Below are 23152 nucleotides of genomic sequence, written 5' to 3' on the forward strand. Positions count from 1 at the left end.
ACTCATTTTGTTTTAATCCGGGGTGGGTGGTTGGAGCTGCCCATCCCTAAAACGTTTCAAAAGTATGAAAAAATTTAAGTTTTTTGCCATGATGGCTTTAATGTTAACAGTTTTTAGCGCTTGTCAGAATGATGAGCTTGCCGTTGAGCAGCCACAAGCTGTTGCCATGGTTGAGGAGATACCGGATGTTTATCTGGAAAATGGCTACCTGGCCTTTAAAAGCCTTGACGTAGTGGATAGTGTGGTGAACGTGTTTGCAACGATGACCAGGGAAGAAAGAGATGCCTGGGATACTCAATTGGGTTTTCAATCGGCCAGAGCCGACTTTGAAAAGCTTTTTGACGAATATGAACAACTCGCTACCATGGAGGAGTTCCTTACATTTAAGCAGAAGTCCCAGGGCCGTTTGACGTTCAATGATGCTGACCCGGAAGACAATTCGATTGATTACCCGTTTGTTTCAACACCCCTGACACCTCTCTTAAACAGTGAAGGAGTAATTAAAATCGGGAAAAGCCTGTTTCAGTACACCAAATCGGGACGGAATGGGGTGTATGATGGTGACTTGAATAAATTAAAGAATATAGCGCAATTCTGCGGTGACGACATGGTGGAAATACAAATGCAGACAAAGTCTACAGAAACAAATGTGATCAATGATTTTGCGAAGTGCCATCCTCGCTATCCGGCAGTAGAAAATCGTTGGTGGGAGTTTGGGAGCAAAAGATTAATCAATGAATTTATGGTTGAAAAATGGCGAATCTGGTATCACGATAATGTATGGCAAAGGCGAAATACATACTTTCTTCGCCAGCGGGGACAAAAGAAGGGAACCTTTGGGTGGAATGATTACCGGACTGTATATACGTTTTCTGATATGTATTTTAAATATGGAACACTAAATACAGCTTACGGCCCGGGAGATACAAGCAATGAGCTCCAAACTGCCTATGTTACATTATATGCAGACCCGATAACTGAAATTACTTATCCAACAAACCAGACTCCTCCGTACCTTTCTCTCGAAACAGTTAGTTTGAAATGTTATGTTGGTTTCAGGGGAACAAGCGAAGGCCCATTCCCGATTATCCATAAAGAGCACAGTACTTTTCCCGGATCATCCTTGATATCTGTAAATTTCCATTATAATTAACCAAGTAATTCGGCCTCCCCAATTAGCAGTTGGGGGGCCGGTTAAAAAAGACTAAATGCACCGCGATGAACAGGTTTTTCTTTTTTTTATTACTAATAGCTGCATTTTTTTCCTGTGAGGAGGTGGTTGAGCTCGACTACCGCCCCGAACGAAAAATATGCTTAAACTGCGTGCTTAACCCCGATTCGCTGGTGCGGCTTAGCCTGCATGATACCCGCCCGCTGGACGATAACAACGGCTTTGTTCCTGTTGAAAATGCCCGTATTCTCTTGTATCAAAACGGGGAGGAGTGGGGAGCTGTCAGTTATCTTGGAAACGGAAACTATGGAATCAACCAATACCCGGCTATCGGGAAAACCTACCGGCTTATAGCTGACATTGACGGGAACCTGCCTTTAAGCGCTGAAACAACCGTGCCCGGACGACCGGATATTGATACAACGATCGTATCCAAGGTCCGGTACAAACATTGGAGCGATTATGAACCGATTTCCCAATTTTATATACTGGAGGTTGATTACCGGATTAACGACCGGCCGGGTAAGGATTATTACTGGAACTATGACCTTGTCTGGTATATACCTTGGGGGAAATATAATTTTGGAGATCAGATCGCTTACTTTAGCCCTTATGCTGATAATTTTAACCGCGAAATAGATGCTGAAACGCAGCTTGGTTTCTACTACCATTTGTATGTCCGCCAAACCGACGAGGGGGTTGACGGACAAACGCTGAGGTTCAGTAAACAACTAAACACCCGGATGATTGATGTCTTTTTTAATACCGACGAGCATTACGACCGCTATATGAAAAGCTCGGTACAGTCGTGGCTGATTGAGGAATGGGAAGAGTTGCCATTTAAAGAGCCGGTGCAAATTTACTCGAATATCGAAAACGGGACGGGGATTTTTGGCTCGGCTTCGTTCACCTATATCAGTTACCGCGATGAATAGGCTGCTTTTTTTTCTGTTGCTCCTTCCCCTGTACGGGGTGGGGCAAAAACAGTACCGGCTAACCGGTTATATTCAGGATGCCCAAAGCGGCGAGCGTTTAATCGGGGCTACTGTTTACCACCCGGTCAATCAAACCGGGACAAGCGCCAACAGTTACGGTTATTTCAGCTTGCCGCTTCCGCCCGGTACACACCGTTTGCAGGTACAGTTTGTAGGCTATAAAACATTAAGCCTGGAGATAAACCTGCAACGCGACAGTTTAATCTACCTGAATTTACAGCCGGGGGTCGAAATTGACGAAGTGCAGGTAAAAGGCACAACCGCACGGAGCCATCCCGAACTATCGTCGCTCAACTACAGCCGGTTGAATTTAGCCCAAATCCGTCAACTACCGGCTTTCCTGGGCGAAACCGATGTGCTGAAGGCCATACAGTACCTGCCGGGTGTAAAAGGCGGACGCGAAAATACGGCCACCTACAACGTTCGCGGAGGCAGCGGCGACCAGAACCTGATTTTGCTCGACGGCGCCCCGGTTTATAATATTTACCATGCTTTTGGCTTCTTCTCTACCTTTAACAGTTATGCCATAAAAGATGCTGCCTTCTATAAAGGGGGTATCCCGGCCCGTTACGGGGGGCGGCTGGCCTCGGTACTGGACGTAACTGCCCGCGATGGGAACATGAAAGAGTCACGCGGCGTTTTCTCCCTTAGCCCCATCAGCGGACAAGTGACCTGTGAAGCCCCGATAAAAAAAGACACGGCTTCATTTTTAATTGCCTTTCGTCGTTCGTTTATCGATTTACCCATGATACTGATTCAAAAAGCTACGGATTCTGATCAAACCTTTGGTTATAAGTTTTACGATCTGAACGCGAAAAGTAACTGGATGATCAACGATAAAAACAGGCTTTATTTTAGCATATATGCCGGTCGCGACCGGCAGTTTTACCGCTCCACCGACAGTGGTACAAACACCCGCAATCACTACCAGTGGGGCAATTTCACCAGCGTGCTTCGCTGGAACAAACTTTTCGGTCCAAAGCTGTTTGCTAACTTTTCGCTTTACGCCAGCCAATACCAATACGAACAATACAGCAAAAGCGAGTCGGACGACAGCTTTACCCGATTTGTTACCAGTTCAAAATTAAGTGATTACAGCCTGAAATCTGACGTTGAATATTATCCGGCTTCCAATTACACCTGGCGTGCAGGAATGCAAGTCAGTTACCTGAAGTTTGCCCCCGGAATATTCCAGGTAAAGTCGAACGATTTTACCAGCGACTTTAACCGGCAGAACCAAAACGCTGCAGGACTGGCTGCAGCTTATACCGAGAACCACCTGCAATGGAACCGTTTCAACCTGAACGGGGGCGTCCGCCTGTCGGCTTACCTGCACAAGGGAGACTGTTACCTTTATGTACAGCCCCGACTGGCTGTTTCAGCCGATTTGGGAAACAGCTATTCCCTTTCAGTCTCTTACATGTTTATCAGCCAATACTTGCATTTACTCACCAACTCGTCGATGGGCCTGCCCACCGACCTGTGGGTAGGTTCAACCAATAAGGTAAAACCGGAAACCGGACAACAGGTATCGCTGGGGCTCGAAAAGCAAATTAACAGCTCCTACCGAGCAGGTATCGAAGCTTATATTAAAAATATGAACCGCGTGATCCGTTTTAAAGAAGGCGAGACCTTCGTGGACACCAAAGGCGATAGCTGGGAAAACGCCATACTGACCGGAAAAGGGCGGGGTTACGGCGCCGAGCTGTTTGTTGAAAAACAAAGCGGACGGTTAACCGGCATGCTTTCTTATACCTTATCCAAATCGGAACGTCAGTTTGACGCACTGAATAAAGGACAGTGGTTTCCTTTTAAATACGACCGCAGGCACGACCTTTCGCTGAACGGCGGGTACCGGTTGCCTGCCCCGTCGCAAAAAGAACGAAATTTATCCTTTGGCTTTACCCTGCAATCGGGTAATCACCTCAGCATCCCCGACACGGAACAGCCGGGGCTGATGCTGCCGGGGACGGATAAGTACCTTGGTTCCGGAATGCCTTGGTTTTTAACCCGGAAAACCTACGATCACCCAAATAACTTTAAGATGCCGGCTTTTCACCACCTCGACCTGGGCTATTCCAGTACAAAAAAGAAAACAAACGGGCATAGCCGCACCTGGAACTTCTCGGTGTACAACGTTTATAACCGCCTAAATCCCTGGTATTATTATAAAAAGAAGGGCGAAGTGAGGAAAGTGAGTATTTTTCCGGTAGTCCCTTCGGTAACTTATACATACAGTTGGTAATATATTTTGTCATGAATAGCAATATCTAAAAACAGAAAACCATGAAACAAGTAATCTTAATCCTCGTCGCCTGTTTATCATTCGTCGCTGCCTTAGCGCAAAACACACCGCTCCAACTCCGCCTTTACGGGGAAAGCGGTTATTACTTCCCCTCTGCGAATAATTCGTCTTTTAAGACAATCCGGGACGGTTACTCCGCGGGGTTCGGAATATCGGGTTTAGCACCCGTATATAAAAAGTGGGGGCTTGTAACGGGGCTTGGCTACCGCTACCTGCACAACGGAACAACAACCTCGATTTACGACACCGAAAGTGAGAGTGGATATGGCTATGGTTCCAACACCCCGGCCTACACGCTGTTTGAGGATTACCCCAAGCATTACCTGCTTGTTCCGCTTAAGCTTCGTTACACAACTAACCGTAAACTCTTTTTTGAATCAGGGATCGAAACAGCCTGGTTAATAAATTACAAGTACACCACGAAAAAAACAGAATTTAACTGGGCATTTGGAACAGGAATTTCTGTGGGCAAGATGGATTGGTCGGTTCAATACAGTCAGGGATTAGGCGAGCAGTCTATTGGCGGAGCTGTTGCCGGAGGCCCATGGGAGCAGGAAGAATTTAAAAACCGAAATTTGAGTGTACAGGTTTCTTGCCCTGTTTGGAGCATCGGGAAGAGGGCAAAGGGTAATTAACGGAAACCGAAGACGGGAGAAAGTTTCAGTATTCAGTTCCAGTATTCAGTACCAGTATTCAGAATTCAGGCGCGGTTCTACGGAGGTTACCTTTTAGCTGCAAGCCGAAAATTTCAAGTTCCAAATTCCAAGCTGCAATGACCAATGACCAATTATCCAATGACCAAATGACAAGGCCTGAAAAAAAACCGCAATCTTACTTTGGTACTTAGGTGCTCAGGTGCTTTTTGCGCTTCAAGTCGCAAACTCCTCTCTGGCCACTGTTTATCGAAGAACCGGAGACTGAAGACCGGAGAGAGTCTCAGTCAGTATTCAGTCTCCGGAAATAATAACCGGGTTATTATTCTTTTTCCAGCAAAATTGTTTGCGCCCTGTTGGGGCCAACCGAAGCAATGGTAACCGGGAGGCCGGTTTCTTCTTCAATGAAGGCGATGTAGTTGTTGAATTCTTCCGGAAATTCATTTTCATGCGTCAGCCTGGTCAGGTCGGTTTTCCATCCGGGCAGCTCGGCATACACCGGTTTCACATCGTCGTTCAGTTCAAAAGGAAATTTGTCGGTTACTTCTCCGTTCATTTCGTAACCGACGCAAATTTTGATGGTATCGAAATCATCCAGCACGTCGGCTTTCATCATGAACAGTTCGGTAACGCCGTTAATCATGATTGAATATTTAAGGGCTACCAGGTCGAGCCAGCCGCAACGGCGGGGCCTCCCGGTGGTAGAACCGTACTCGCGGCCAGCATCGCGCAGTTTCTGTCCGGTCTCGCAAAGCAGTTCGGTTGGGAACGGGCCCATTCCCACGCGGGTGCAATAGGCTTTGAAAATGCCGAATACGCGGCCGATTTTTTGCGGGGCTATGCCCAAGCCGGTGCATGCGCCGGCACAAATGGTATTGGATGAGGTAACGAACGGGTATGAACCAAAATCAATATCCAGCAGGGTCCCCTGCGCGCCTTCTGCCAACACGGATTTCTCGTCCATCAGCAGGTCATTGATCAGGTGCTCGCTGTCGACAATTTGGAATGATTTCAGCACTTCAACGCCTTCCATCCATTCTTTTTCCCATTCTTCCAGCAATTGTTTGTAGTCGAAGTTGTAAAATTTCTCGAGCATTTCTTTGTGTGCGTTGACGCGGCTTGAATACTTTTCTTCAAAATTTTCAAACAGGTCGCCTACACGTAGTCCGTCGCGGCCAATTTTGTCTTTGTATGTCGGGCCGATACCTTTCAGGGTCGAACCGATTTTTGTTTCACCTTTGGCTGTTTCCGACGCCGCATCGAGTAACTTGTGCGTAGGCAAAATCAGGTGCGCTTTTCGTGAGATAAACAGGTTTTTGTGCAGGTCGATCCCGTATTTCCGGATTCCTTCGATTTCTTTTTTGAAAACGATGGGATCGAGCACAACACCATTTCCAATGATGTTGATTTTATTTTCATGAAAAATTCCTGACGGGATCGTATGCAGTACGTGTTTAAAGTCATTAATTTCGAGTGTGTGGCCGGCATTTGGGCCGCCCTGAAAACGGGAAATGGCATCGTATTTTGGCGTTAACACGTCAACAATTTTTCCCTTTCCCTCATCTCCCCATTGGAGTCCTAAAATGACATCTACTTTCATGATATGTGGTTTACAGATTTCCAGACATAGTAAACCGCGGAATTCAGGTATTTTTACATGGCTGATTTCCACGGTGCCGGTTTGAATTTCATTTGGCAGATAAAATTACAAATTATTTTCGCAACAGGCATAAAAAAATCCTCATTCAACAGAGGATTTTAATATTATTCTAAATGGTTTGATTCAATTATCGGTCGATCTGTTCGCCGTAAATATACAAGGCGTGGTGTGACAGCTTGAAATTATACTTCAAACAGGCTTCTTCGATGATTTCGCGGATCCGGGGATCGAAGAATTCGTGTACATTTCCCGTGTTGATATCAATCAGGTGGTCGTGCTGTAAGGTGGCAAAGGTTTTTTCGAATTGAGCAATATTTTTACCGAACTGGTGTTTCACCACCACTTTGCACTCGAGCAAAAGATCAATGGTATTGTATAGCGTAGCCCTGCTCACCCGGTAATTCTTATTCTTCATCGAGATGTAAAGCGATTCAATGTCGAAATGGCCCTCACGCGAGTAAATTTCATCTAAAATAGCAAAGCGCTCAGGCGTTTTCCGGTGATTGTTTCTCTCCAGATATTCTGTGAACATGTTCTTCACAGTTTCTTTCGTCTTAGGGCTATTCATATTTAAACCAATTTTAAATAAAGCCCAAAAATAGAAATTTTTTCAGATAGTTTAGTCTAAATAAAAATTAATCATCGATTTTTTCGATGCGTTCAATCGTGTCTATTCCTTTGATTTTCATGAGGCGGGCGATGAGATTGTTCAGGTCGTCGACGTTGTGGATATAAAGATATAGTTCACCTTCAAAAATGCCGTCGTGGGTATCGAACATAACGGTGCGCATGTTGATGTTATTCAGTTTCGAGATCACATTGGTGATTTCGCTGACGACACCTACACGGTCGAACCCGTTTAATTTTAACCGGGTGAGATAAGAACGTTTTTTGAATTTTGTCCATTCGGCCGTAATGATGCGGTCGCCTTGTTGCGACATCAGTTTATTGGCTTCGGGGCAATTGCGTTTATGAATAACGACGTGATTGGTCGATGTGAGGTAACCCAGCACATTGTCGCCGGGAATTGGCTGACAACATTTTGCCAGCGAGTAGTTGGCTTCTTCCGGGTCTTCTTTTAGAATGAAGGTGTTTTTTTTATCGATGCTCTTGTCCGGGATTTCAAGTTCGAGTTCATCGTCTCCCGTGTCTTTTTTCCAGTTGAAGCTTAATTTCCAGTATTTGGCCAGCTTGTTTTGCCTGCGCGATTTCAGAATATTTTCCAGATCGTTGAGATCGATGAAACCCATTCCTGCCTGGGCGTAAAGCTGGTCTTTGTTCGAGAGGTTGTAATAAGCCGTCAATTTCTTCAGTGTGTCCGACGATGGGGTGATTTTGTATTCTTTCAGTTTATTATCAATCAGGTCGCGACCTTGTTCCAGGTGACGTTTTTTATCCAGTTTAAAGGCCTGTTTAATTTTGGTTTTCGCTTTGGCAGTTACAATAAACTTCAGCCAGTCGATATCCGGCTTTTGTGTTTTGGATGTCAGAATTTCGACCTGGTCGCCGCTTTCGAGCTTATGGCTTACCGGCACCAGTTTGTGGTTGATTTTTGCCCCAATGCAATGGTTTCCCAAATCGGTGTGTATTTCGTAAGCGAAATCAATAATAGTCGATCCTTTGGGCAAGTTGACCATTCTCCCTTTCGGGGTGAATACGACGATCTCGGATGCATAGAGGTTCATCTTAAAGTCATCGAGAAACTCAAGTACATCAGATTCCGGGTTTTGCAACATTTCCCTGATTTTCTCCAGCCAGCGGTCGAGTTCCGATTCGGGCGACTGGATTCCTTTGTATTTGTAGTGGGCTGCAAAGCCGCGTTCGGCAATGGCATCCATTCGTTCGGTCCGGATTTGTACTTCCACCCATTTTCCCTGCGGTCCCATGACGGTTACGTGCAGCGCTTCGTAGCCATTGGCTTTCGGGATGGTAATCCAGTCGCGTATCCGGTCGGGTTTTGGTTTGTAAATATCGGTGATCAGCGAGAGGATGTCAAAACATTGTCGTTTTTCCGAAACGCCTTCTTTTGGTTTAAAAACAATCCGGATGGCCAGCAGATCGTAGATCTCATCAAATGAAACCCCCTTTGTTTGCATCTTGTTCCAGATGGAGTAGATGGATTTCAGCCGTTCGGAGATGCTGAATTCAACGCCTTCCTTTTCCAGTTCTGTCTTGATGGGTTTAATAAATTCTTCAACCAGGTAATCCCGGCGTTCTTTCTGGTTGTGCAGGCGAAATTTAATCAGGTTGTAGGTTTCCGGTTGTTTATATTTCAGGCTGAGATCTTCCAGTTCGGTTTTTATAGCATACAAACCGAGGCGGTGGGCAAGCGGTGTGAAAATGTAAAGCGTTTCGGCGGCAATTTTCAGTTGTTTGTGAGGGGGCATGCTTTCGAGGGTCCGCATGTTGTGCAGGCGGTCGGCCAGTTTGATCAGGATCACCCGCACATCGTCGGACAAGGTCATCAGCATTTTCCGGAAATTAGTTGCTTGCCGGGAGTCGTGTTGCGAGGTGATCTCGTCAGATAATTTCGTTAAGCCATCTACGATCACCGCCACTTTCTCTCCAAAAAGATTTTCGATGTCATCCAGGGTATAATCCGTATCTTCAACCACATCGTGCAAAATGGCGGCCAGGATGGAGGTTACGCCCAGCCCGATTTCTCCGGAAACAATGTTGGCCACAGCCAGGGGATGAATTATGTAAGGTTCTCCTGTTTTTCTTTTTATACCGGCGTGGGCGCTGTTTGCAAACTCAAATGCTTTCCTGATCCGCTCCCGTCCTTCTTCCGAAATCCGTTGGTCGAACGAACGTGTCAGATCGTCATAATAATCAGCGATTAAGCGTTGATCTGCCTTGGTTTGTAATTTACTGATCCCGTCCTGCATTTCTTAGCCTGTAATTGAATTGTAATCGGTAAATATAATCGATTTCAGGTAGATTTGTATTTTATGAGCCGATTTGCCTGTAAACAGTTAAAAATGCGTCGACCAGGTTGGCCCAGGAGAATTTCGTCTTTTCCTGAATGATGTTTGCCTCAAATGCTGTTTGCCTGTTGTTCTGATAAAAATCGACCAGGGCGTCGGCGATTGATTTTTCGTTTGGTTCAACCACGTAGCCGACTTTCTGATCAGGAATAATTTCGGACAGACCGCCGACATTTGTTACCAGCATGGCTTTTTCAAAATGATAGCCGATTTGGGTAACGCCGCTTTGTGTTGCACTTTTATAGGGTTGAACAACCAGGTCGGCGGCGCTGAAATACCTGTTCACCAGTTGGTCGTGAATAAAATCGGTATGGAGGATGAGCCGGTCTTTCAGCTTCAGCTCGTCGATCAGCTTCAGGTAAGGCTCGGGGTTGGTGTAAAATTCCCCGGCTACAATCAGTTTTACCGGTAGTTTTTTCAGCCGTTCATCGGCAAAGGCTTTCAGCAGGATATCCAGCCCCTTGTAATCGCGGATAAATCCGAAAAAAAGCAGATAACTGGTGTTGGGTTCAAGACCAAGTAAAAATTTGGCTTCGGCCCGGTCGAGTTTTTCCCCGTAATTGTCAAATAAGGGATGGGGACAAAGCGCCCGGGGCAGTTTGGCCCGAAACAGGTCCATGTCGTTTAAAACCGATTGCGACATAGCCACCATGCCGTCGATACTTTTCAAAAAATAACGGGTCAGGAAGGCATCTCCCGGTCGTTTTTCGTGGGGAATGATGTTGTCGGCAAGGCAAATGACGCGTGTGTGTTTGTTTTTACGAACCAAACGGCAAATACTTCCCAGTACCGGCGACATAAACGGAAGCCAGTAGCGCACCAGTAACAAATCGGGTTTTTCTTTCCGGATTCGTAAGCCTGTTTTTAACCAGTTAACCGGATTGATGGAATTGACTGTTCGTTTGACCGGCAGGTCGGCCGGCGGAGGCCCGTCGACATACTGCGTTTTCCCGGGGAAAAGCAGGTTCGGGTATTGGAGGGTGAATGTTTCCAGATCGACCAGGTATCCCTGTTTGACGAATTCGCGGGCCAAACGTTCGTTGTAACTGGCAAGGCCGCCCCGGTAAGGATAAGCAGGCCCGATGATTTTTATTGTTCTGATAGCTTGTTTCATGAGCAGGTTCATTCCGGATGTTTAATCAAATCGCGGGCGATTTGTATATTTTGATTTGTTCTTCAGCAAAGTTAATCATCATTCATGCTTTTGGTTTAGTTTGTTCTGAATAAACCGGATGATTTCAGGTTCATCGTCGGGTGTAAACCAGTTGATGGACTGATCTTTCCGAAACCAGGTGAGTTGTTTCCGGGCATAATGTCTCGAATTCCGTTTGATCAGTTCAATGGCCGTCTCCCGGTTTGTTTCTCCGTCAAACCACGAAAATAATTCTTTATAGCCTACCGTATTCAGCGAATTCAGGTGCCGGAGCGGATAGACCTGTCGGGCTTCTTCTTCCAGCCCCGCTTCCATCATCTTGTCAACGCGAAGGTTGATGCGGGCATAAAGTTTTTCCCGCTCGCAGTTTAAGCCGATCTTCAGGATGTTGAACGGGCGTTTTTTTACTTGCTCGGTTCTGAACGAAGAGTATGTCCGTCCGGTTGCCAGGCAAATCTCCAGGGCGTGTAATAGGCGCTTGTGATTTTTCAGGTCAACTTGTTCGTAGTATTGCGGATCGAGTTGTTTCAGTTGAAGCCTTAAATGTTCAATGCCTTTTTCTTCGTATTCGGCAACCAGTTCGGCCCGTAGTTTGGGGTCGGCATCCGGAATATCGTCGATTCCTTTGCAAACAACATCGATGTATAACATGGAACCACCGGTCATGATGGCCAGGTCATTCTCTTTTAAAATGGTATCCAAAATTTGCAGGGCGTCTTTTTCGAAACGGCTTGCGCTGTAGTAGTCATGAACGGAATGACTATGAATCAGATGGTGTTTGACGGTTTGCAGGTCGTGCGGGGGAGGGACAGCGGTTCCGACAGAAAGCTCGCGATAAATCTGCCGCGAATCGGACGAAATAATGTCGGAATGAAAATATTTTGCCAGCCGGATGCTGATATCGCTTTTCCCGATTCCTGTTGGCCCCAAAAGTACAATTAGCGTTTTCATTTTAAATTACCTATGGGGCAAAGGTAGGGCTTTTCAAAAAAAAAGGAAGGGTTTATGACCCTTCCATCCAATCTTCCATTTCACCAAAAATTTCGGTATAATCATCTACATCACCGTAATCAAATCGCTCGTCCGGATAAAGCGCCTCATAGGCTTGTACTTCTAACTCTTCTTCCAGTACCTGAGAAGGAGCATTTCCATTCACCGAAATGACTGAAGGTTCTAATTGATTTTGTCCCATAGATATTTGCGTTAATTCAATATAAAAAGATCTGTCATGAAAAAAGTCGAATACGTAGAGCATACGCTGGTGTTCTCCCTTTAGAACATCGTCTATGCGGGTTCTTGCCATCGTATAACCGGCGGCATCGTCAATTCCCATATCCAGTAACGTAATTTCAACTTGTTTGCCCCAATTTTTACCAGCCTGAAAAAATGATGCCAGTTGGTCGGGGCTGTAACTACAAGCATGTTGTATACAGTGGTGGAGGTCAGCAAACGTATGTTGACCATCCAAAGCTACATTCAGCATAAATCCGGGTTCTTCTACAGCTGTAATTTTGAAATGGTGAATCATACGTTAAATATTCATTGCATTGTTATGTAAGATATTGCTCGGTTTACACATACAGGCATGTTTAACGGCGATGTTTGGGAAAGGTTAGGTAATAAATGTTAAAAAATATTAACTAAAAAAATGCGAATTTCAAGTATTTGGGAGTGTGGGCTTTAAGATTGTATTTTTTATGAACAGATGGCTTGTATGTTTAGAATAAAATTCGTATACGTTCATTTATTCATGAACTTTTTGAATGGCCGAATGCGAATGTTCGAACAAGTCAGGCGGGGCAGGGCCATCGTCTGTGGCTTTCTTTGTTTTAATCCTTTTATCACAGCTGAAGAAACCGGCTCTTGTTAATCCCGTAATTATTTAAGAACTTAACTTGCCAATTCAATGAAAACTTAAGTATGCGGTATACAACCCTGTTTTTTGAAAATTTGCGGATTGCTTTGGTTTCAGTACGAACAAATTTGTTAAGGAGCATTCTCACCGTATTGATTATTGCCGTGGGTATTACCGCCCTGGTTGGAATTTTAACAGCCATTGATTCGATTAAAGCATCGATAACCAAAGAATTTACGTTCATGGGGGTGAATACCTTTACCATTACTTCCCGCGGGATGCGTGTTGATATTGGAAATCAACGGTATCGTACAAAGAATTACAGCTACATCAATTATTATCAGGCAAAAGATTTTAAAGAACGGTTTGATTTTCCGGCGATGGTGTCGGTGTCGGTGAATGCAACCGGAACGGCCACTGTAAAATACCGGTCGAAAAAATCGAACCCAAACGTTTCGGTGACCGGAATCGATGAGAATTACATTTACACATCGGGTTTTGAGATCCAGTCGGGCCGGAATTTATTGGCTGAAGATGTTCAGTCGGGGCGTAATGTGGTTTTGTTGGGCGACAGGCTGGTCAGACGGCTGTTTGACCCGGGTGAAAATCCGTTGGAAAAGGAAGTAACGATCGGCAATGGCCGCTACCTGGTTGTTGGTACCCTGAAGTCGAAAGGAGGAGCTTTTGGCGGAGGAGGCGACGAGATCTGTCTGCTGCCGTATTCAAATGTCCGCTCCTACTTTTCGCGGCCCAAAATGAATTTTAATATTCAGGTGAAGGTCGATCAAACGCAGCTGGTTGATGCCGCTATCGGCGAGAGTGAAGGAGTTTTCAGGATTACACGGGGCTTAAGCCCGACCGACGAATCGGATTTTAATATTGAGAAAAGTGACAGACTGGCAAAAATGTTACTGAATAATATCAAAAAAATCACCCTGGTCGCCACGATTATCGGCATCATTACCTTACTGGGAGCCGCCATTGGGTTAATGAATATTATGCTGGTTTCGGTCACCGAACGCACCCGTGAAATCGGGGTACGAAAAGCAATCGGGGCCAATTCGCGGCTCATCAGGCAACAGTTTTTGATTGAGGCGGTGGTTATCGGGCAATTGGGGGGCTTGTTGGGGATTGTGCTCGGAATCCTGATGGGAAACGTGGTCTCGATGATTATTGGCAGTTCATTTATTGTTCCCTGGCTTTGGATTTTGGTTGGCGTGGTGTTGTGTTTTTTGGTCGGGATCGTGTCGGGATATTATCCGGCGCAGAAAGCTGCCCGGTTCGATCCGATTGAAAGTTTGAGATACGAATAAATGGCGTGTTTTTCTCAGTCTTTTTTATTATTGACCTGGCTGGAACAAAAAAAGGCGCTACATCTGTAACGCCTTTTCATATTGTTCGATCTCGTTCCGTTCCTTTTCGGGAAGGACCGGGAGCTAATTATTTTACTGAATCCATATATTGGATCAATTCGCAAACTTTTGCAGAGTATCCCATTTCGTTGTCGTACCATGATACTACTTTCACAAAAGTAGGAGACAACTGGATACCAGCGCCTGCATCGAAGATAGAAGTGCGGGTATCGCCAATGAAGTCATTGGAAACCACCTGATCTTCGGTGTAACCCAGGATACCTTTCAATTCGCCTTCAGAAGCTTCTTTCATGGCAGCGCAGATTTCAGCGTAAGTCGTTGGTTTTTCCAAACGGGCAGTCAGGTCAACCACTGATACATCAGGAGTCGGAACGCGGAAAGCCATACCGGTCAGTTTGCCATTCAACGAAGGAATTACTTTACCTACAGCTTTAGCAGCGCCTGTTGAAGAAGGGATAATGTTTTGTCCGGCGCCACGGCCACCTCTCCAGTCTTTAGCCGAAGGGCCATCAACTGTTTTCTGAGTTGCAGTAGTTGCGTGAACGGTAGTCATCAGACCTTCCAGAATGCCGAATTTGTCATTCAGCACTTTAGCGATAGGAGCTAAACAGTTGGTGGTGCATGAAGCGTTGGAAACAAAGTTCATGTCGTTTTTGTATGAAGTGTGGTTAACACCCATCACGAACATTGGCGTATCGTCTTTTGAAGGAGCAGAGAAGATCACTTTTTTAGCGCCGGCGTCGATATGACCCTGAGCTTTGGTTTTTTCAAGGAACAAACCTGTTGATTCAACAACGTACTCAGCGCCAACAGCTCCCCAGTTGATGTCAGCCGGATTGCGTTCAGCCGTAACGCGAATGGCTTCTCCGTTTACGATCAGTTTACCGTCTTTTACTTCAACATCACCTTTAAATAAACCGTGAGTAGAATCGTATTTTAACATGTAAGCCATGTAATCTACATCAATCAGGTCGTTGATGGCAACTACCTGTATTGTACCTTTTGCAATAGCCTGACGGAAAACGAAACGACCGATACGGCCAAATCCGTTGATACCGATTTTAATTTTTGACATAGTTGATAGTTTAATAATTAATTGAAAGATTTATTCTTTGATTTATCAGCCTTAATTTTTTTAGCCACACAAAATAACGAACTATAATCTGTACCGTCAAATTTTTTGTTTTCCTTTTATTTTTTTTAAGAAGAGTTTAAAATTTAATTAATGTTGCACAACAAGACCGCTTTATCCGGCGGGTAAGCGGATAAAACACAAAAATGAGCCGAATACGCATTATTACAAACAGCGAAGGGAATTTATGTTTAGAAAAACCAGATTATGATAAAGTTTCGTCCGATTCAATGATGGCCGGAGTATGGCCGGGTGTTGATTGAATCTCCGGGATGTTTTTTTGCTGTGAATATGCCGGGCATTCGCAAATTTTGCAGGAAACCATAAACATACCTGAAATACATGCCGCTAATAAAATTACTTTTACATTCTTCTTCATACTTTCTCGGTAATTGTCCCCTAAATAACGAGTCGGGCTATCCATTTATTACATGTGCCTGAAATTCTTGTTTGCAGCCGGTAAAAATCGTCATTCTTTTCCCGATCCGTTTATTAAAACCCGGAAATACGGCCTTCGTTTGGAGAAATAAAACGATACAATAAAAAATAATTAGTGTAAATAATATACTGCAATCGTTCTGAAAATAAGGTTTTTATATTTTTCATGAACAGTTTGCGGTTAATAAATGATCGTTTGAAAGTGCGAAAGGGCTTGTATATATTGTTTAAAAGAATTAGGTTTGTGCTTAACAGCGGTAGACTTGTACGAAGGTTTTTTATCATTTTCGTAGTGATACGACAAGAAAGAAAAGACAATTTTGATGAGGTTTCTTTTCGGACAGGACACATAAAGGTATTTATATGATAAAAATCTCTACTCAGCTTTTATCTGTTTTTATATTGTGTGCGGGCATGGCTAAACCATCTGCCCCGGACATTTCCCTTCAGAAGGACACGAAGACGCCTGTTGTTTTATCCTTGTTGTCCGAGCAACTCCCGATGGACAGTAATCATCCCGGTTTTGTTTTTACTTTCGATGAAACGATTGAATTAACCGCTGCCGGCGGGAATATTACAATCGTTCCGGCAGTGGGTTCAGGGCCGACGCTGAAGGTTCCGGTTAGCCCGGATATGATCAGCGGAAATGTGCTGACTATTCCCGGCGCCTGTTTCCAGAGAAACGGCGGTTTGAAGGATCATTCGACTTACCGCGTGACGATGGATCCCGGAGCTGTTCAGGACTTGTCGGGGAATAGCTTTGAAGGGATTTCGGCTTCCGGAGCCTGGACGTTTACCACGGCCGGCGGAAAAGCCGTCGAGGCAGACGACCCCGCTTCCCGGGTCAACGACTTTAATGTGTTTCCAAACCCTTTCGTTAATCAGATTACGGTGACGAATGCTGATAAGCTGACATCGGTGATCATGACCAATGTGATCGGTCAGCGGGTGAAAACAATTGACCGGCCTTCAGGCCAGATTGACACCAGTGATTTGAAAAATGGGATATACTATATTACCCTGGTCACCGATAACCAGGTGGTTATTGATACAAAACGATTAGTAAAACGGTAGTTTAAAATTGATTACCTTTGCTGTCCTTAAAACTTCATTGCACAAAAATATGGATATTTTGTTCCGACACCGCTCCATCAGGAAGTTCAAAACGGATGAAGTTTCTCCTGAAATTCTTGATCGGATTCTGGAGGCAGGCACCCGAGCTTCGAATACCGGAAACATGCAGCTTTACAGCATTATTGTAACGCGCGATCAGGAGAACAGGACCCGGATGGCGCCTTTTCATTTTAACCAGCCGATGATAACCCAGGCTCCGGTATTGCTGACCATTTGCGCCGATGTTCGCCGCTTTAACCGTTGGTGCGAATTCAGGGAGGCAGATGCCGGCTATGATAATTTGTTGTGGCTGATGAACGCGACGATTGATGCCATGCTTTTTGCCCAGAATATTTGTATTGCAGCCGAGTGGCAGGGATTGGGTATTTGTTACCTGGGAACCGCGCTGTATAATGCCGATAAAATTATTGAAACGCTGAACCTGCCCAAAGGTGTGATGCCGGTTACCGCGATCAGCCTCGGATACCCCGACCAGGAGCCGGGCTTAACCGATCGCCTGCCATTGCGGGCGGTGGTACACGAAGAGAAATACCGCGACTACTCGCCCGAATGGATCGACGAGTTATACCGCGAAAAGGAAGCCTTGGAAAGTTCGGTCGGTTTTGTAAAAGAAAACGGGAAAGAAAACCTGGCACAGGTTTTTACAGATGTCCGTTATAAAAAGGCCGATAACCGGTTTTTCTCCGAAAAGCTGCTGAAGGTCATCCGGGAACAAGGTTTTGAGCTTTAGCCTCAGCGCCGGCTCCGGTTTTTTTTATTTGACAAAGCGCTGTTCAATCAAATCGTTAAATGCCTGGCGGAAATTGTTGCCGACGGGGAGTTTGTGTTTCCCGATTTCAACCAGGTTTCCCTCGATAGAGAGAATACGGTCGAGGCGAATGATGAAGGATTTGTGGATGCGGAAAAACTCGCCGGCAGGCAATAGTTCTTCCATTTTCTTCATCGACAGGTTGGTGACCAAGTGGCTGTCTTTCAGGTGAATTTTTATATAATCGCCTAATCCTTCAATGAAACTGATGTCCCCGATGTCGACCCGGATGGCTTTTTTATTCGATTTGATGAAAATGTATTTCTGCTCATTTCCGGGCGCAGGCGCCTTCGCAAGCAAGGCCAGCTGTTCTTCGGCTTTTTGAAAGGCCTTAAAAAAGCGGTCGAATCCAAAAGGTTTTTTCAGATAGTCTAAAATGTTTAACTCGTAACCTTCCAGAGCATAATCGGTATAGGCCGTTGTTAAAATAACCAAAGGCGGTTGTTTCAGGTTTTTCAGAAAATCCAGTCCCGAAAGCTTGGGCATATTCACATCGAGAAACATCAGGTCGACTTGTTTTTCCCGGATCGCCTGATTGGCTTCCAACGCGTTGTTGCAGGTGCAAACAATTTCGAGGTTGGGAATATCCCTGGCATATTGCATAATCACCTGCCGGGCCAGGGGTTCGTCGTCGACGATCATTGCTTTCACATTCATAAAGCTGAAATTTTCGGGTTATTTGAGTGTTAGCCTTAAACGAACTGTAAATATATTCGCTTTTTTGCTGATGTCTAAATCGTATTCTTCATTTTTATAAAGACAGGCGAGTCGCTGGCGTACATTCTTCAGCCCGATCCCGTGCGCGTTGTCTGTTTTCTCCAGGTTTTGCTCATCGCAACTGTTGCCCACTTCAAAAAACAGCTGTTCCCGGTCAATTGTGACGGAGATGTGGATAAACGCGTTGTCGTTTGAGCATCGCGGGCCATGTTTAAACGCGTTATCAATAAACGGTTCAAACAGGAGCGGAATGATTAACTGGTTGCCCGCTTCGCCGTTTACCTGAAAACGGATATCCGTTTTTTCGCTTAAGCGGATACGCTGAAGATCAATGAAGTTCCGTACAAATTCAATTTCCTTTTTTAGCGGGATAAAGTTTTCGCGCGATTCGTATAAAACATGTCGCATCAAATCGGAAAGCTTCAGGATGAGTTGAGGCGTTTTTTCCGAGTTGACCAGCGACAGCGAATAAATATTATTCAGGCTGTTGAACAGGAAATGCGGGTTAATCTGGGCCTTCAGCGTGTTCAGTTCAGCCTCCAGTTTTTCCCGTTCAACCTTATGGTACCTTAGCGAAATGTCCTGAAGTTCAATCCAGTCGGTCAGGAATTTTGCCAGCGAAGTTATGGCCACGTAGGCTGTTGATGTGAAAAAGTGCGTAGAGAACAGATGCTTTGAGAAAGCCTGGTGCTTCAGGATGAAGAACAGCGAAATAATCAGCAAGGAAGAGGCCGCGAGGGTGATAATCAGCCAGAAGATGTAAAAAATATAGTTCTTCTTTTTCAGGAACCTGGGGATGAGCACATAAAAATTGGCGTAAACGGCAAAAGCAAAACCCAGGTTGATGATGACCGACCGGGCGATGATTCCCGGCGTGATTCCCAGCTTATGCTCAGACACCACGTAAAAGGCCGAAAGGGCAAAGCCGAGGCTGCACAGCCAAAACAACAGGTGCCCGGCATTTTTTAATCTACGGTATTTTTTACTGAGCGTCATCGTGTTTACAGGTCGGGGTAAAGTAATCAATCATATCATCAGAATTGAACGTATAAAGGTAAAACCATTTCTTTTACGGGCTCAAAGCGAAACTATCTGGTCATAAACCGCGTGCAATTGTTGGGCGGTTTTTTCATCTGAAAAACGTTGCACATATTGCCTGCCTTTTTCAGACATGGAGGCCGACAGTTCGGGTGTATTCAATACCAAATTAATCTTTTCGGCCAATGCTGCATGATCGTCAGGATGGATATACAGCGAATCTTCTCCCCCGGCCTCTTCCAAACACGAGCCGGTAGCGGCAATAACCGGGGTTCCCGAAGAGAGGGCCTCGATGACCGGAATTCCAAATCCTTCGTACACCGAAGGCAAAACAAAAACACCGGCCAACTGATAAAATGCGGGTAACTCATCAAACGGGACCCGGTTTAAAATGAATACCCGGTCGGACAGATGGTTTTCCGCGACAAATTGTTCAACTTTTTTCTGATAGGATGTTTTCCCCCCGATAGCGATCAGGCAGACATCGGGATCAACATTTAAAAGCGACTGAGCCGCCAGCAACAGATTTTTCCGGATGACAATACTTCCTACATACAAAATGAATCGATCAGGCAGGTGGTATTTCTTTTTTATTTCTTCCTTTTTTTCAGCTGATGCCGGTTTGGCAAAATCAGGATGGCAACCCTGGTAAACGACCGCAATCTTATCGGCCGAGATGTTGAAGAACGAAACAATATCTCGTTTTGTACATTCACTGACGGCGACAACTTTGTCAGCATGGATGCAGGCGTACCGGTACTTCCACAACTTCCAGCGGTGAATCAGCCGCTCTACCGGTTTGTAGTGTTTGGGAAAGCGGATGAAGATCAGATCATGAATGGTTACAACCGATTTTATGCCCGTTTTTCCGATTCCGAAGGGCAATTCATTGCTTAATCCGTGGTAAATGGCAATGGATTGGTCTTTCAGGTCAGATTTTATGGATGACACTCTCCAGAACGAAGAAAAGAATTTCCAGATACCCGAAGGAAACAGAAAACGAACATTCGTTTTCGATTTTAAAACACCCAAGCGGGAGTTTTCTTTTTTACGCGGCGAAAAAAGGACGTAATCGTTTTGAGGATAATAATTGGATAAGGTTTCGATGACATACCTGCTGTAATTACCTAAGCCGGTGCTGTTCTGAACGGCCCGTTTCGCGTCGAATCCAATCTTCATAGGCGTATTTTTATTGGTAAAAAAACTTTTGTGTTATACGGTTAAAGTCGATTGCCAGGTTCCGAACAAAGATAATCAGGAACTGATTTGAAAAATATTTTTTTTGATTTTTCCCCGTTGTTTATAGAAAGTCAGTTAATTCTTTCTATTTCCTTTTATATTTGCTCCTTTAAACAAAACTATTCCAATGAATTATTTTACGATACAACTCTACCGGATTCTGGTACCCAAATACTTCCGCCGAAAAATTCTGAGAAAGAGGCTGCCATTATCAATTTTTAAATATTATCAAAAATTTCCGGAGATAGCCGGCACAGAGGAAATAGCTCCCATACTCGACTACTTAAAGACGAATCCGGTCACGATGCTTCCGTATCCGTTTCAGGACCGTTACCTGGCCGATGAAATTGAGGTGTTTGAGGATTCTGGAGTTGGGCTGAGGTATGTTTTACTGGACGGAAAAAAGCTCTATTTCAAAAAGAGATGGGGCCATAAAAAAATTCAAAAAGTATATAACGACCTGTTAAAAGAGCAGGATATTCAAAGTCCGCACAGGTACCTGAGCGAGCAGTTTCAGTTTAATGAAGGCGACGTATTGGTTGATGCAGGGGCGGCTGAAGGTTATTTTGCCCTTAGTATGGTTGAAAAGGCATCGCAAATCATCTTGTTTGAGCCGGACAGGGAGTGGATTGAACCTTTACAGGCAACCTTTGAACCCTGGAAGGATAAAGTAAAAATTATTCATAAATTTATCGGTGATGTTACCCTGGCGAAGCAAATTGCACTTGATGACGTCATTTCACCTAGCGACCTGGGCTTGTTTGTTAAAGTGGATGTGGAGGGCGCCGAACTGCGTATGCTAAAAGGCGCAGGAAAGTTACTGGCAGAACAGAAATCGATTAAATTATCGGTTTGTGCCTATCACAAAGCCGAAGATGAAAAAGAGCTGACTGAATTACTGCTGTCGTATCACTTTGATGTTGCCCCGTCAAAAGGTTATATGCTTCCAATATTTGATAAACGAATAAAAGCGCCCTATTTCAGGCGCGGGCTGATTCGGGCGAAAAAATAAAATAGTCAACATATTAAACGGATCGTATTATGAAAATAGAAGTTTCCAACGGAGAGATTGTTGATAAATTAACAATCATCGAAATCAAGCTTGAAAACATAAAGGATGAACAAAAACTGGTTAATCTGAAAGCTGAGTTTGACGTGCTCGACCAGGCTGTAAAATCGATTATCGCCAAAGATCATCCGTTCTACCGCGAGTTGCTGAACATCAATAAACAATTATGGGATATCGAAGACCGGATCAGGGAATTGGAAAAAGCCAAAGACTTTGGCGCCGAATTTATTGAAGTGGCGCGTTCAGTCTACTTCACCAACGATAAGCGCTCCGAGGTAAAACGGCAAATCAACCAGTTGACGAACTCGTCGTTGATGGAGGAAAAATCATACGAAGATTACGCTTAATGATGACCAGAATTTTGGTTTACCGGTTTTCGGCTATGGGCGATGTGGTGATGCTGCTGCCCGTGTTAAAAGGTCTTTTGGCATCGAATCAGGAGGTCGAAATCTATTTGTGTACTCCGGCTTTCCTGTTCCCGGTTTTTCAGGGAATAGAGCGTCTGCATTTGATTGGGGTCGATTTTAAAGGGCAACACAAGGGGCCAGTGGGTCTCTTTCGCCTGTTTAAACAGCTGAAATCGGAGGTAAAACCCGACCTGGTGGTCGATCTTCACCAGGTGATCCGGACCTATATGCTGAATACCTGTTTCCGGATGGCCGGTTACCGGGTCATTGGTTTTAACAAGGGGCGGAAGGAAAAAAAGCTGGCTATTAAAACAAAATCACGGGAACCGCTCCTGTCAACATTCGAGCGGTATGCCGCCGCCTTTGAGAAAGCAGGCCTCCGTTTCTCCCTGGCTGTCCCTCCTTTGTTCCCGAAAACGGAAAGAGAAGACGCGTTAACATTGCTTGGATTAGATCCTTCGGCTGCTCATACCTTAATTGGCATTGCCCCTTTTGCCAAACACCGGCAAAAAGTATGGGGACAGGAAAAGACGGAGATCCTGATCGGCGAACTGACAAAAACCGATGCCCATACCGTGGTTTTATTTGGCGGTGGAAAAGCCGAGCTGGATATCCTGGATCAATTAGCGGCAAAATATCCGAATTGCCTGGTTGCCGCTCATTACCTGAAGTTTGCCCTGGAAATACAGGTTTTGCCCCATCTGGATCTGATGGTTTCGATGGATTCGGCCAATATGCACCTGGCATCGATGGCCGGCGTTCCCACCATTTCAATATGGGGGGCAACTCATCCGTCGCTGGGCTTTGTGCCTTACCATCAAGCTGAAGAAAACAGGATTCAATACGAAGGGAACGATCTGGCTTGCCGGCCTTGTTCGGTATTTGGCAATAAAAAATGTATCTACGAATCGGTACGGTGTATGGATTATATTCCGGTTGAACGGGTTTTAGCCCGCGTTAATCAACTGTTGGATCAGTCAAAAAAAAACAGGCGGGAAGATTGATTCCCGCCTGTTTT

General features: G+C 45.0%; 20 protein-coding genes. 10 read left to right on the forward strand and 10 right to left on the reverse strand.

The window, feature by feature from the left end; translation table 11 throughout:
• Nucleotides 1-64: 64 nt before the first annotated feature.
• The 4 genes from AC6H3C_RS05930 (at nt 65) to AC6H3C_RS05945 (ending at nt 5106) form a co-directional block, all read left to right on the forward strand.
• The gene (locus tag AC6H3C_RS05930) at nt 65-1153 is read left to right on the forward strand and encodes a hypothetical protein (protein WP_497519762.1); all 1089 of its coding nucleotides are present in this window, start codon (nt 65-67) and stop codon (nt 1151-1153) included.
• Nucleotides 1154-1218: 65 nt separating this feature from the next.
• The gene (locus AC6H3C_RS05935) at nt 1219-2106 is read left to right on the forward strand and encodes a DUF4249 domain-containing protein (protein WP_497519763.1); all 888 of its coding nucleotides are present in this window, start codon (nt 1219-1221) and stop codon (nt 2104-2106) included.
• Nucleotides 2099-4411: a TonB-dependent receptor gene (locus tag AC6H3C_RS05940; protein ID WP_497519764.1), complete on the forward strand. Its 2313-nt coding sequence runs from the start codon at nt 2099-2101 to the stop codon at nt 4409-4411. The genes AC6H3C_RS05935 and AC6H3C_RS05940 overlap by 8 nt, the downstream gene beginning before the upstream one ends.
• A gap of 41 nt (nt 4412-4452) precedes the next feature.
• Nucleotides 4453-5106, forward strand: coding sequence for a porin family protein (locus AC6H3C_RS05945; RefSeq protein ID WP_497519765.1), 654 nt, complete (start codon nt 4453-4455; stop codon nt 5104-5106).
• Between the two features lie 340 nt (nt 5107-5446).
• Here the strand turns inward: AC6H3C_RS05945 and AC6H3C_RS05950 are convergent, their stop codons facing one another.
• The 6 genes from AC6H3C_RS05950 to AC6H3C_RS05975 form a co-directional block, all read right to left on the reverse strand.
• On the reverse strand, nt 5447-6724 hold the full coding sequence (locus tag AC6H3C_RS05950) for an adenylosuccinate synthase (RefSeq protein WP_497519766.1): 1278 nt from the start codon (nt 6722-6724) through the stop codon (nt 5447-5449).
• 187 nt (nt 6725-6911) lie between these two features.
• Nucleotides 6912-7352 (reverse strand): Fur family transcriptional regulator, encoded by a 441-nt coding sequence (locus tag AC6H3C_RS05955; RefSeq protein ID WP_497519767.1) that lies wholly within the window; start codon nt 7350-7352, stop codon nt 6912-6914.
• A 67-nt stretch (nt 7353-7419) separates the two neighbouring features.
• Nucleotides 7420-9672, reverse strand: a complete 2253-nt coding sequence (locus tag AC6H3C_RS05960; RefSeq protein ID WP_497519768.1) for a RelA/SpoT family protein — start codon at nt 9670-9672, stop codon at nt 7420-7422.
• 61 nt (nt 9673-9733) lie between these two features.
• Nucleotides 9734-10885 carry a glycosyltransferase gene (locus AC6H3C_RS05965; RefSeq protein ID WP_497519769.1) on the reverse strand — a complete coding sequence of 384 codons (1152 nt, stop codon included), beginning with the start codon at nt 10883-10885 and terminating at the stop codon, nt 9734-9736.
• A 78-nt stretch (nt 10886-10963) separates the two neighbouring features.
• A complete protein-coding gene (gene miaA / locus AC6H3C_RS05970; RefSeq protein WP_497519770.1) occupies nt 10964-11875 on the reverse strand; it encodes a tRNA (adenosine(37)-N6)-dimethylallyltransferase MiaA in 912 nt (303 codons plus the stop codon).
• A 52-nt stretch (nt 11876-11927) separates the two neighbouring features.
• Nucleotides 11928-12452 carry an IS1096 element passenger TnpR family protein gene (locus AC6H3C_RS05975; RefSeq protein ID WP_497519771.1) on the reverse strand — a complete coding sequence of 175 codons (525 nt, stop codon included), beginning with the start codon at nt 12450-12452 and terminating at the stop codon, nt 11928-11930.
• Nucleotides 12453-12907: 455 nt separating this feature from the next.
• Between AC6H3C_RS05975 and AC6H3C_RS05980 the strand changes: the two genes are divergently transcribed.
• Nucleotides 12908-14092, forward strand: coding sequence for an ABC transporter permease (locus tag AC6H3C_RS05980; RefSeq protein ID WP_497519772.1), 1185 nt, complete (start codon nt 12908-12910; stop codon nt 14090-14092).
• Nucleotides 14093-14219: 127 nt separating this feature from the next.
• On the opposite strand, the gene gap is transcribed toward AC6H3C_RS05980, so the two are convergent.
• Nucleotides 14220-15227 (reverse strand): type I glyceraldehyde-3-phosphate dehydrogenase, encoded by a 1008-nt coding sequence (gene gap / locus AC6H3C_RS05985; protein WP_423129052.1) that lies wholly within the window; start codon nt 15225-15227, stop codon nt 14220-14222.
• Nucleotides 15228-16136: 909 nt separating this feature from the next.
• On the opposite strand from gap, the gene AC6H3C_RS05990 reads away from it, so the two are divergent.
• Together AC6H3C_RS05990 and AC6H3C_RS05995 are read left to right on the forward strand one after the other, a co-directional pair.
• Entirely contained in the window at nt 16137-16796 is a 660-nt protein-coding gene (locus AC6H3C_RS05990) for a T9SS type A sorting domain-containing protein (protein ID WP_497519773.1), read from the forward strand.
• Nucleotides 16797-16845: 49 nt separating this feature from the next.
• Complete coding sequence (locus tag AC6H3C_RS05995) at nt 16846-17586, forward strand: nitroreductase family protein (RefSeq protein ID WP_497519774.1); 741 nt, start codon at nt 16846-16848, stop codon at nt 17584-17586.
• 24 nt (nt 17587-17610) lie between these two features.
• Here the strand turns inward: AC6H3C_RS05995 and AC6H3C_RS06000 are convergent, their stop codons facing one another.
• The 3 genes from AC6H3C_RS06000 to AC6H3C_RS06010 all read right to left on the reverse strand — a co-directional run bounded on the left by AC6H3C_RS06000 (nt 17611) and on the right by AC6H3C_RS06010 (nt 20598).
• On the reverse strand, nt 17611-18321 hold the full coding sequence (locus AC6H3C_RS06000) for a LytR/AlgR family response regulator transcription factor (RefSeq protein WP_497519775.1): 711 nt from the start codon (nt 18319-18321) through the stop codon (nt 17611-17613).
• Nucleotides 18322-18339: 18 nt separating this feature from the next.
• A complete protein-coding gene (locus AC6H3C_RS06005; protein WP_497519776.1) occupies nt 18340-19377 on the reverse strand; it encodes a sensor histidine kinase in 1038 nt (345 codons plus the stop codon).
• Between the two features lie 81 nt (nt 19378-19458).
• On the reverse strand, nt 19459-20598 hold the full coding sequence (locus AC6H3C_RS06010; protein WP_497519778.1) for a glycosyltransferase family 4 protein: 1140 nt from the start codon (nt 20596-20598) through the stop codon (nt 19459-19461).
• A 187-nt stretch (nt 20599-20785) separates the two neighbouring features.
• Here AC6H3C_RS06010 and AC6H3C_RS06015 point away from each other — a divergent pair, with 187 nt between their 5' ends.
• Genes AC6H3C_RS06015 through AC6H3C_RS06025 form a run of 3 tightly spaced genes read left to right on the forward strand, consistent with a single transcriptional unit; the run spans nt 20786 to nt 23138 of the window.
• Nucleotides 20786-21670: an FkbM family methyltransferase gene (locus AC6H3C_RS06015; protein WP_497519779.1), complete on the forward strand. Its 885-nt coding sequence runs from the start codon at nt 20786-20788 to the stop codon at nt 21668-21670.
• 29 nt (nt 21671-21699) lie between these two features.
• Nucleotides 21700-22074: a DUF6165 family protein gene (locus AC6H3C_RS06020; protein ID WP_497519780.1), complete on the forward strand. Its 375-nt coding sequence runs from the start codon at nt 21700-21702 to the stop codon at nt 22072-22074.
• Nucleotides 22074-23138, forward strand: a complete 1065-nt coding sequence (locus tag AC6H3C_RS06025) for a glycosyltransferase family 9 protein (protein ID WP_497519781.1) — start codon at nt 22074-22076, stop codon at nt 23136-23138. Before AC6H3C_RS06020 ends, AC6H3C_RS06025 begins: the two co-directional genes overlap by 1 nt.
• Nucleotides 23139-23152: the final 14 nt, after the last annotated feature.

The sequence above is a fragment of the Gaoshiqia sp. US2 genome (assembly GCF_059705485.1).

Bases quoted from the DNA above. Each gene is read 5' to 3' on its own strand.
- AC6H3C_RS05930 (WP_497519762.1), top strand. From the start codon at position 65: ATGAAAAAATTTAAGTTTTTTGCCATGATGGCTTTAATGTTAACAGTT.
- AC6H3C_RS05935 (WP_497519763.1), top strand. From the start codon at position 1,219: ATGAACAGGTTTTTCTTTTTTTTATTACTAATAGCTGCATTTTTTTCC.
- AC6H3C_RS05940 (WP_497519764.1), top strand. From the start codon at position 2,099: ATGAATAGGCTGCTTTTTTTTCTGTTGCTCCTTCCCCTGTACGGGGTG.
- AC6H3C_RS05945 (WP_497519765.1), top strand. From the start codon at position 4,453: ATGAAACAAGTAATCTTAATCCTCGTCGCCTGTTTATCATTCGTCGCT.
- AC6H3C_RS05950 (WP_497519766.1), bottom strand. From the start codon at position 6,724: ATGAAAGTAGATGTCATTTTAGGACTCCAATGGGGAGATGAGGGAAAG.
- AC6H3C_RS05955 (WP_497519767.1), bottom strand. From the start codon at position 7,352: ATGAATAGCCCTAAGACGAAAGAAACTGTGAAGAACATGTTCACAGAA.
- AC6H3C_RS05960 (WP_497519768.1), bottom strand. From the start codon at position 9,672: ATGCAGGACGGGATCAGTAAATTACAAACCAAGGCAGATCAACGCTTA.
- AC6H3C_RS05965 (WP_497519769.1), bottom strand. From the start codon at position 10,885: ATGAAACAAGCTATCAGAACAATAAAAATCATCGGGCCTGCTTATCCT.
- miaA (WP_497519770.1), bottom strand. From the start codon at position 11,875: ATGAAAACGCTAATTGTACTTTTGGGGCCAACAGGAATCGGGAAAAGC.
- AC6H3C_RS05975 (WP_497519771.1), bottom strand. From the start codon at position 12,452: ATGATTCACCATTTCAAAATTACAGCTGTAGAAGAACCCGGATTTATG.
- gap (WP_423129052.1), bottom strand. From the start codon at position 15,227: ATGTCAAAAATTAAAATCGGTATCAACGGATTTGGCCGTATCGGTCGT.
- AC6H3C_RS05990 (WP_497519773.1), top strand. From the start codon at position 16,137: ATGGCTAAACCATCTGCCCCGGACATTTCCCTTCAGAAGGACACGAAG.
- AC6H3C_RS05995 (WP_497519774.1), top strand. From the start codon at position 16,846: ATGGATATTTTGTTCCGACACCGCTCCATCAGGAAGTTCAAAACGGAT.
- AC6H3C_RS06000 (WP_497519775.1), bottom strand. From the start codon at position 18,321: ATGAATGTGAAAGCAATGATCGTCGACGACGAACCCCTGGCCCGGCAG.
- AC6H3C_RS06005 (WP_497519776.1), bottom strand. From the start codon at position 19,377: ATGACGCTCAGTAAAAAATACCGTAGATTAAAAAATGCCGGGCACCTG.
- AC6H3C_RS06010 (WP_497519778.1), bottom strand. From the start codon at position 20,598: ATGAAGATTGGATTCGACGCGAAACGGGCCGTTCAGAACAGCACCGGC.
- AC6H3C_RS06015 (WP_497519779.1), top strand. From the start codon at position 20,786: ATGAATTATTTTACGATACAACTCTACCGGATTCTGGTACCCAAATAC.
- AC6H3C_RS06020 (WP_497519780.1), top strand. From the start codon at position 21,700: ATGAAAATAGAAGTTTCCAACGGAGAGATTGTTGATAAATTAACAATC.
- AC6H3C_RS06025 (WP_497519781.1), top strand. From the start codon at position 22,074: ATGATGACCAGAATTTTGGTTTACCGGTTTTCGGCTATGGGCGATGTG.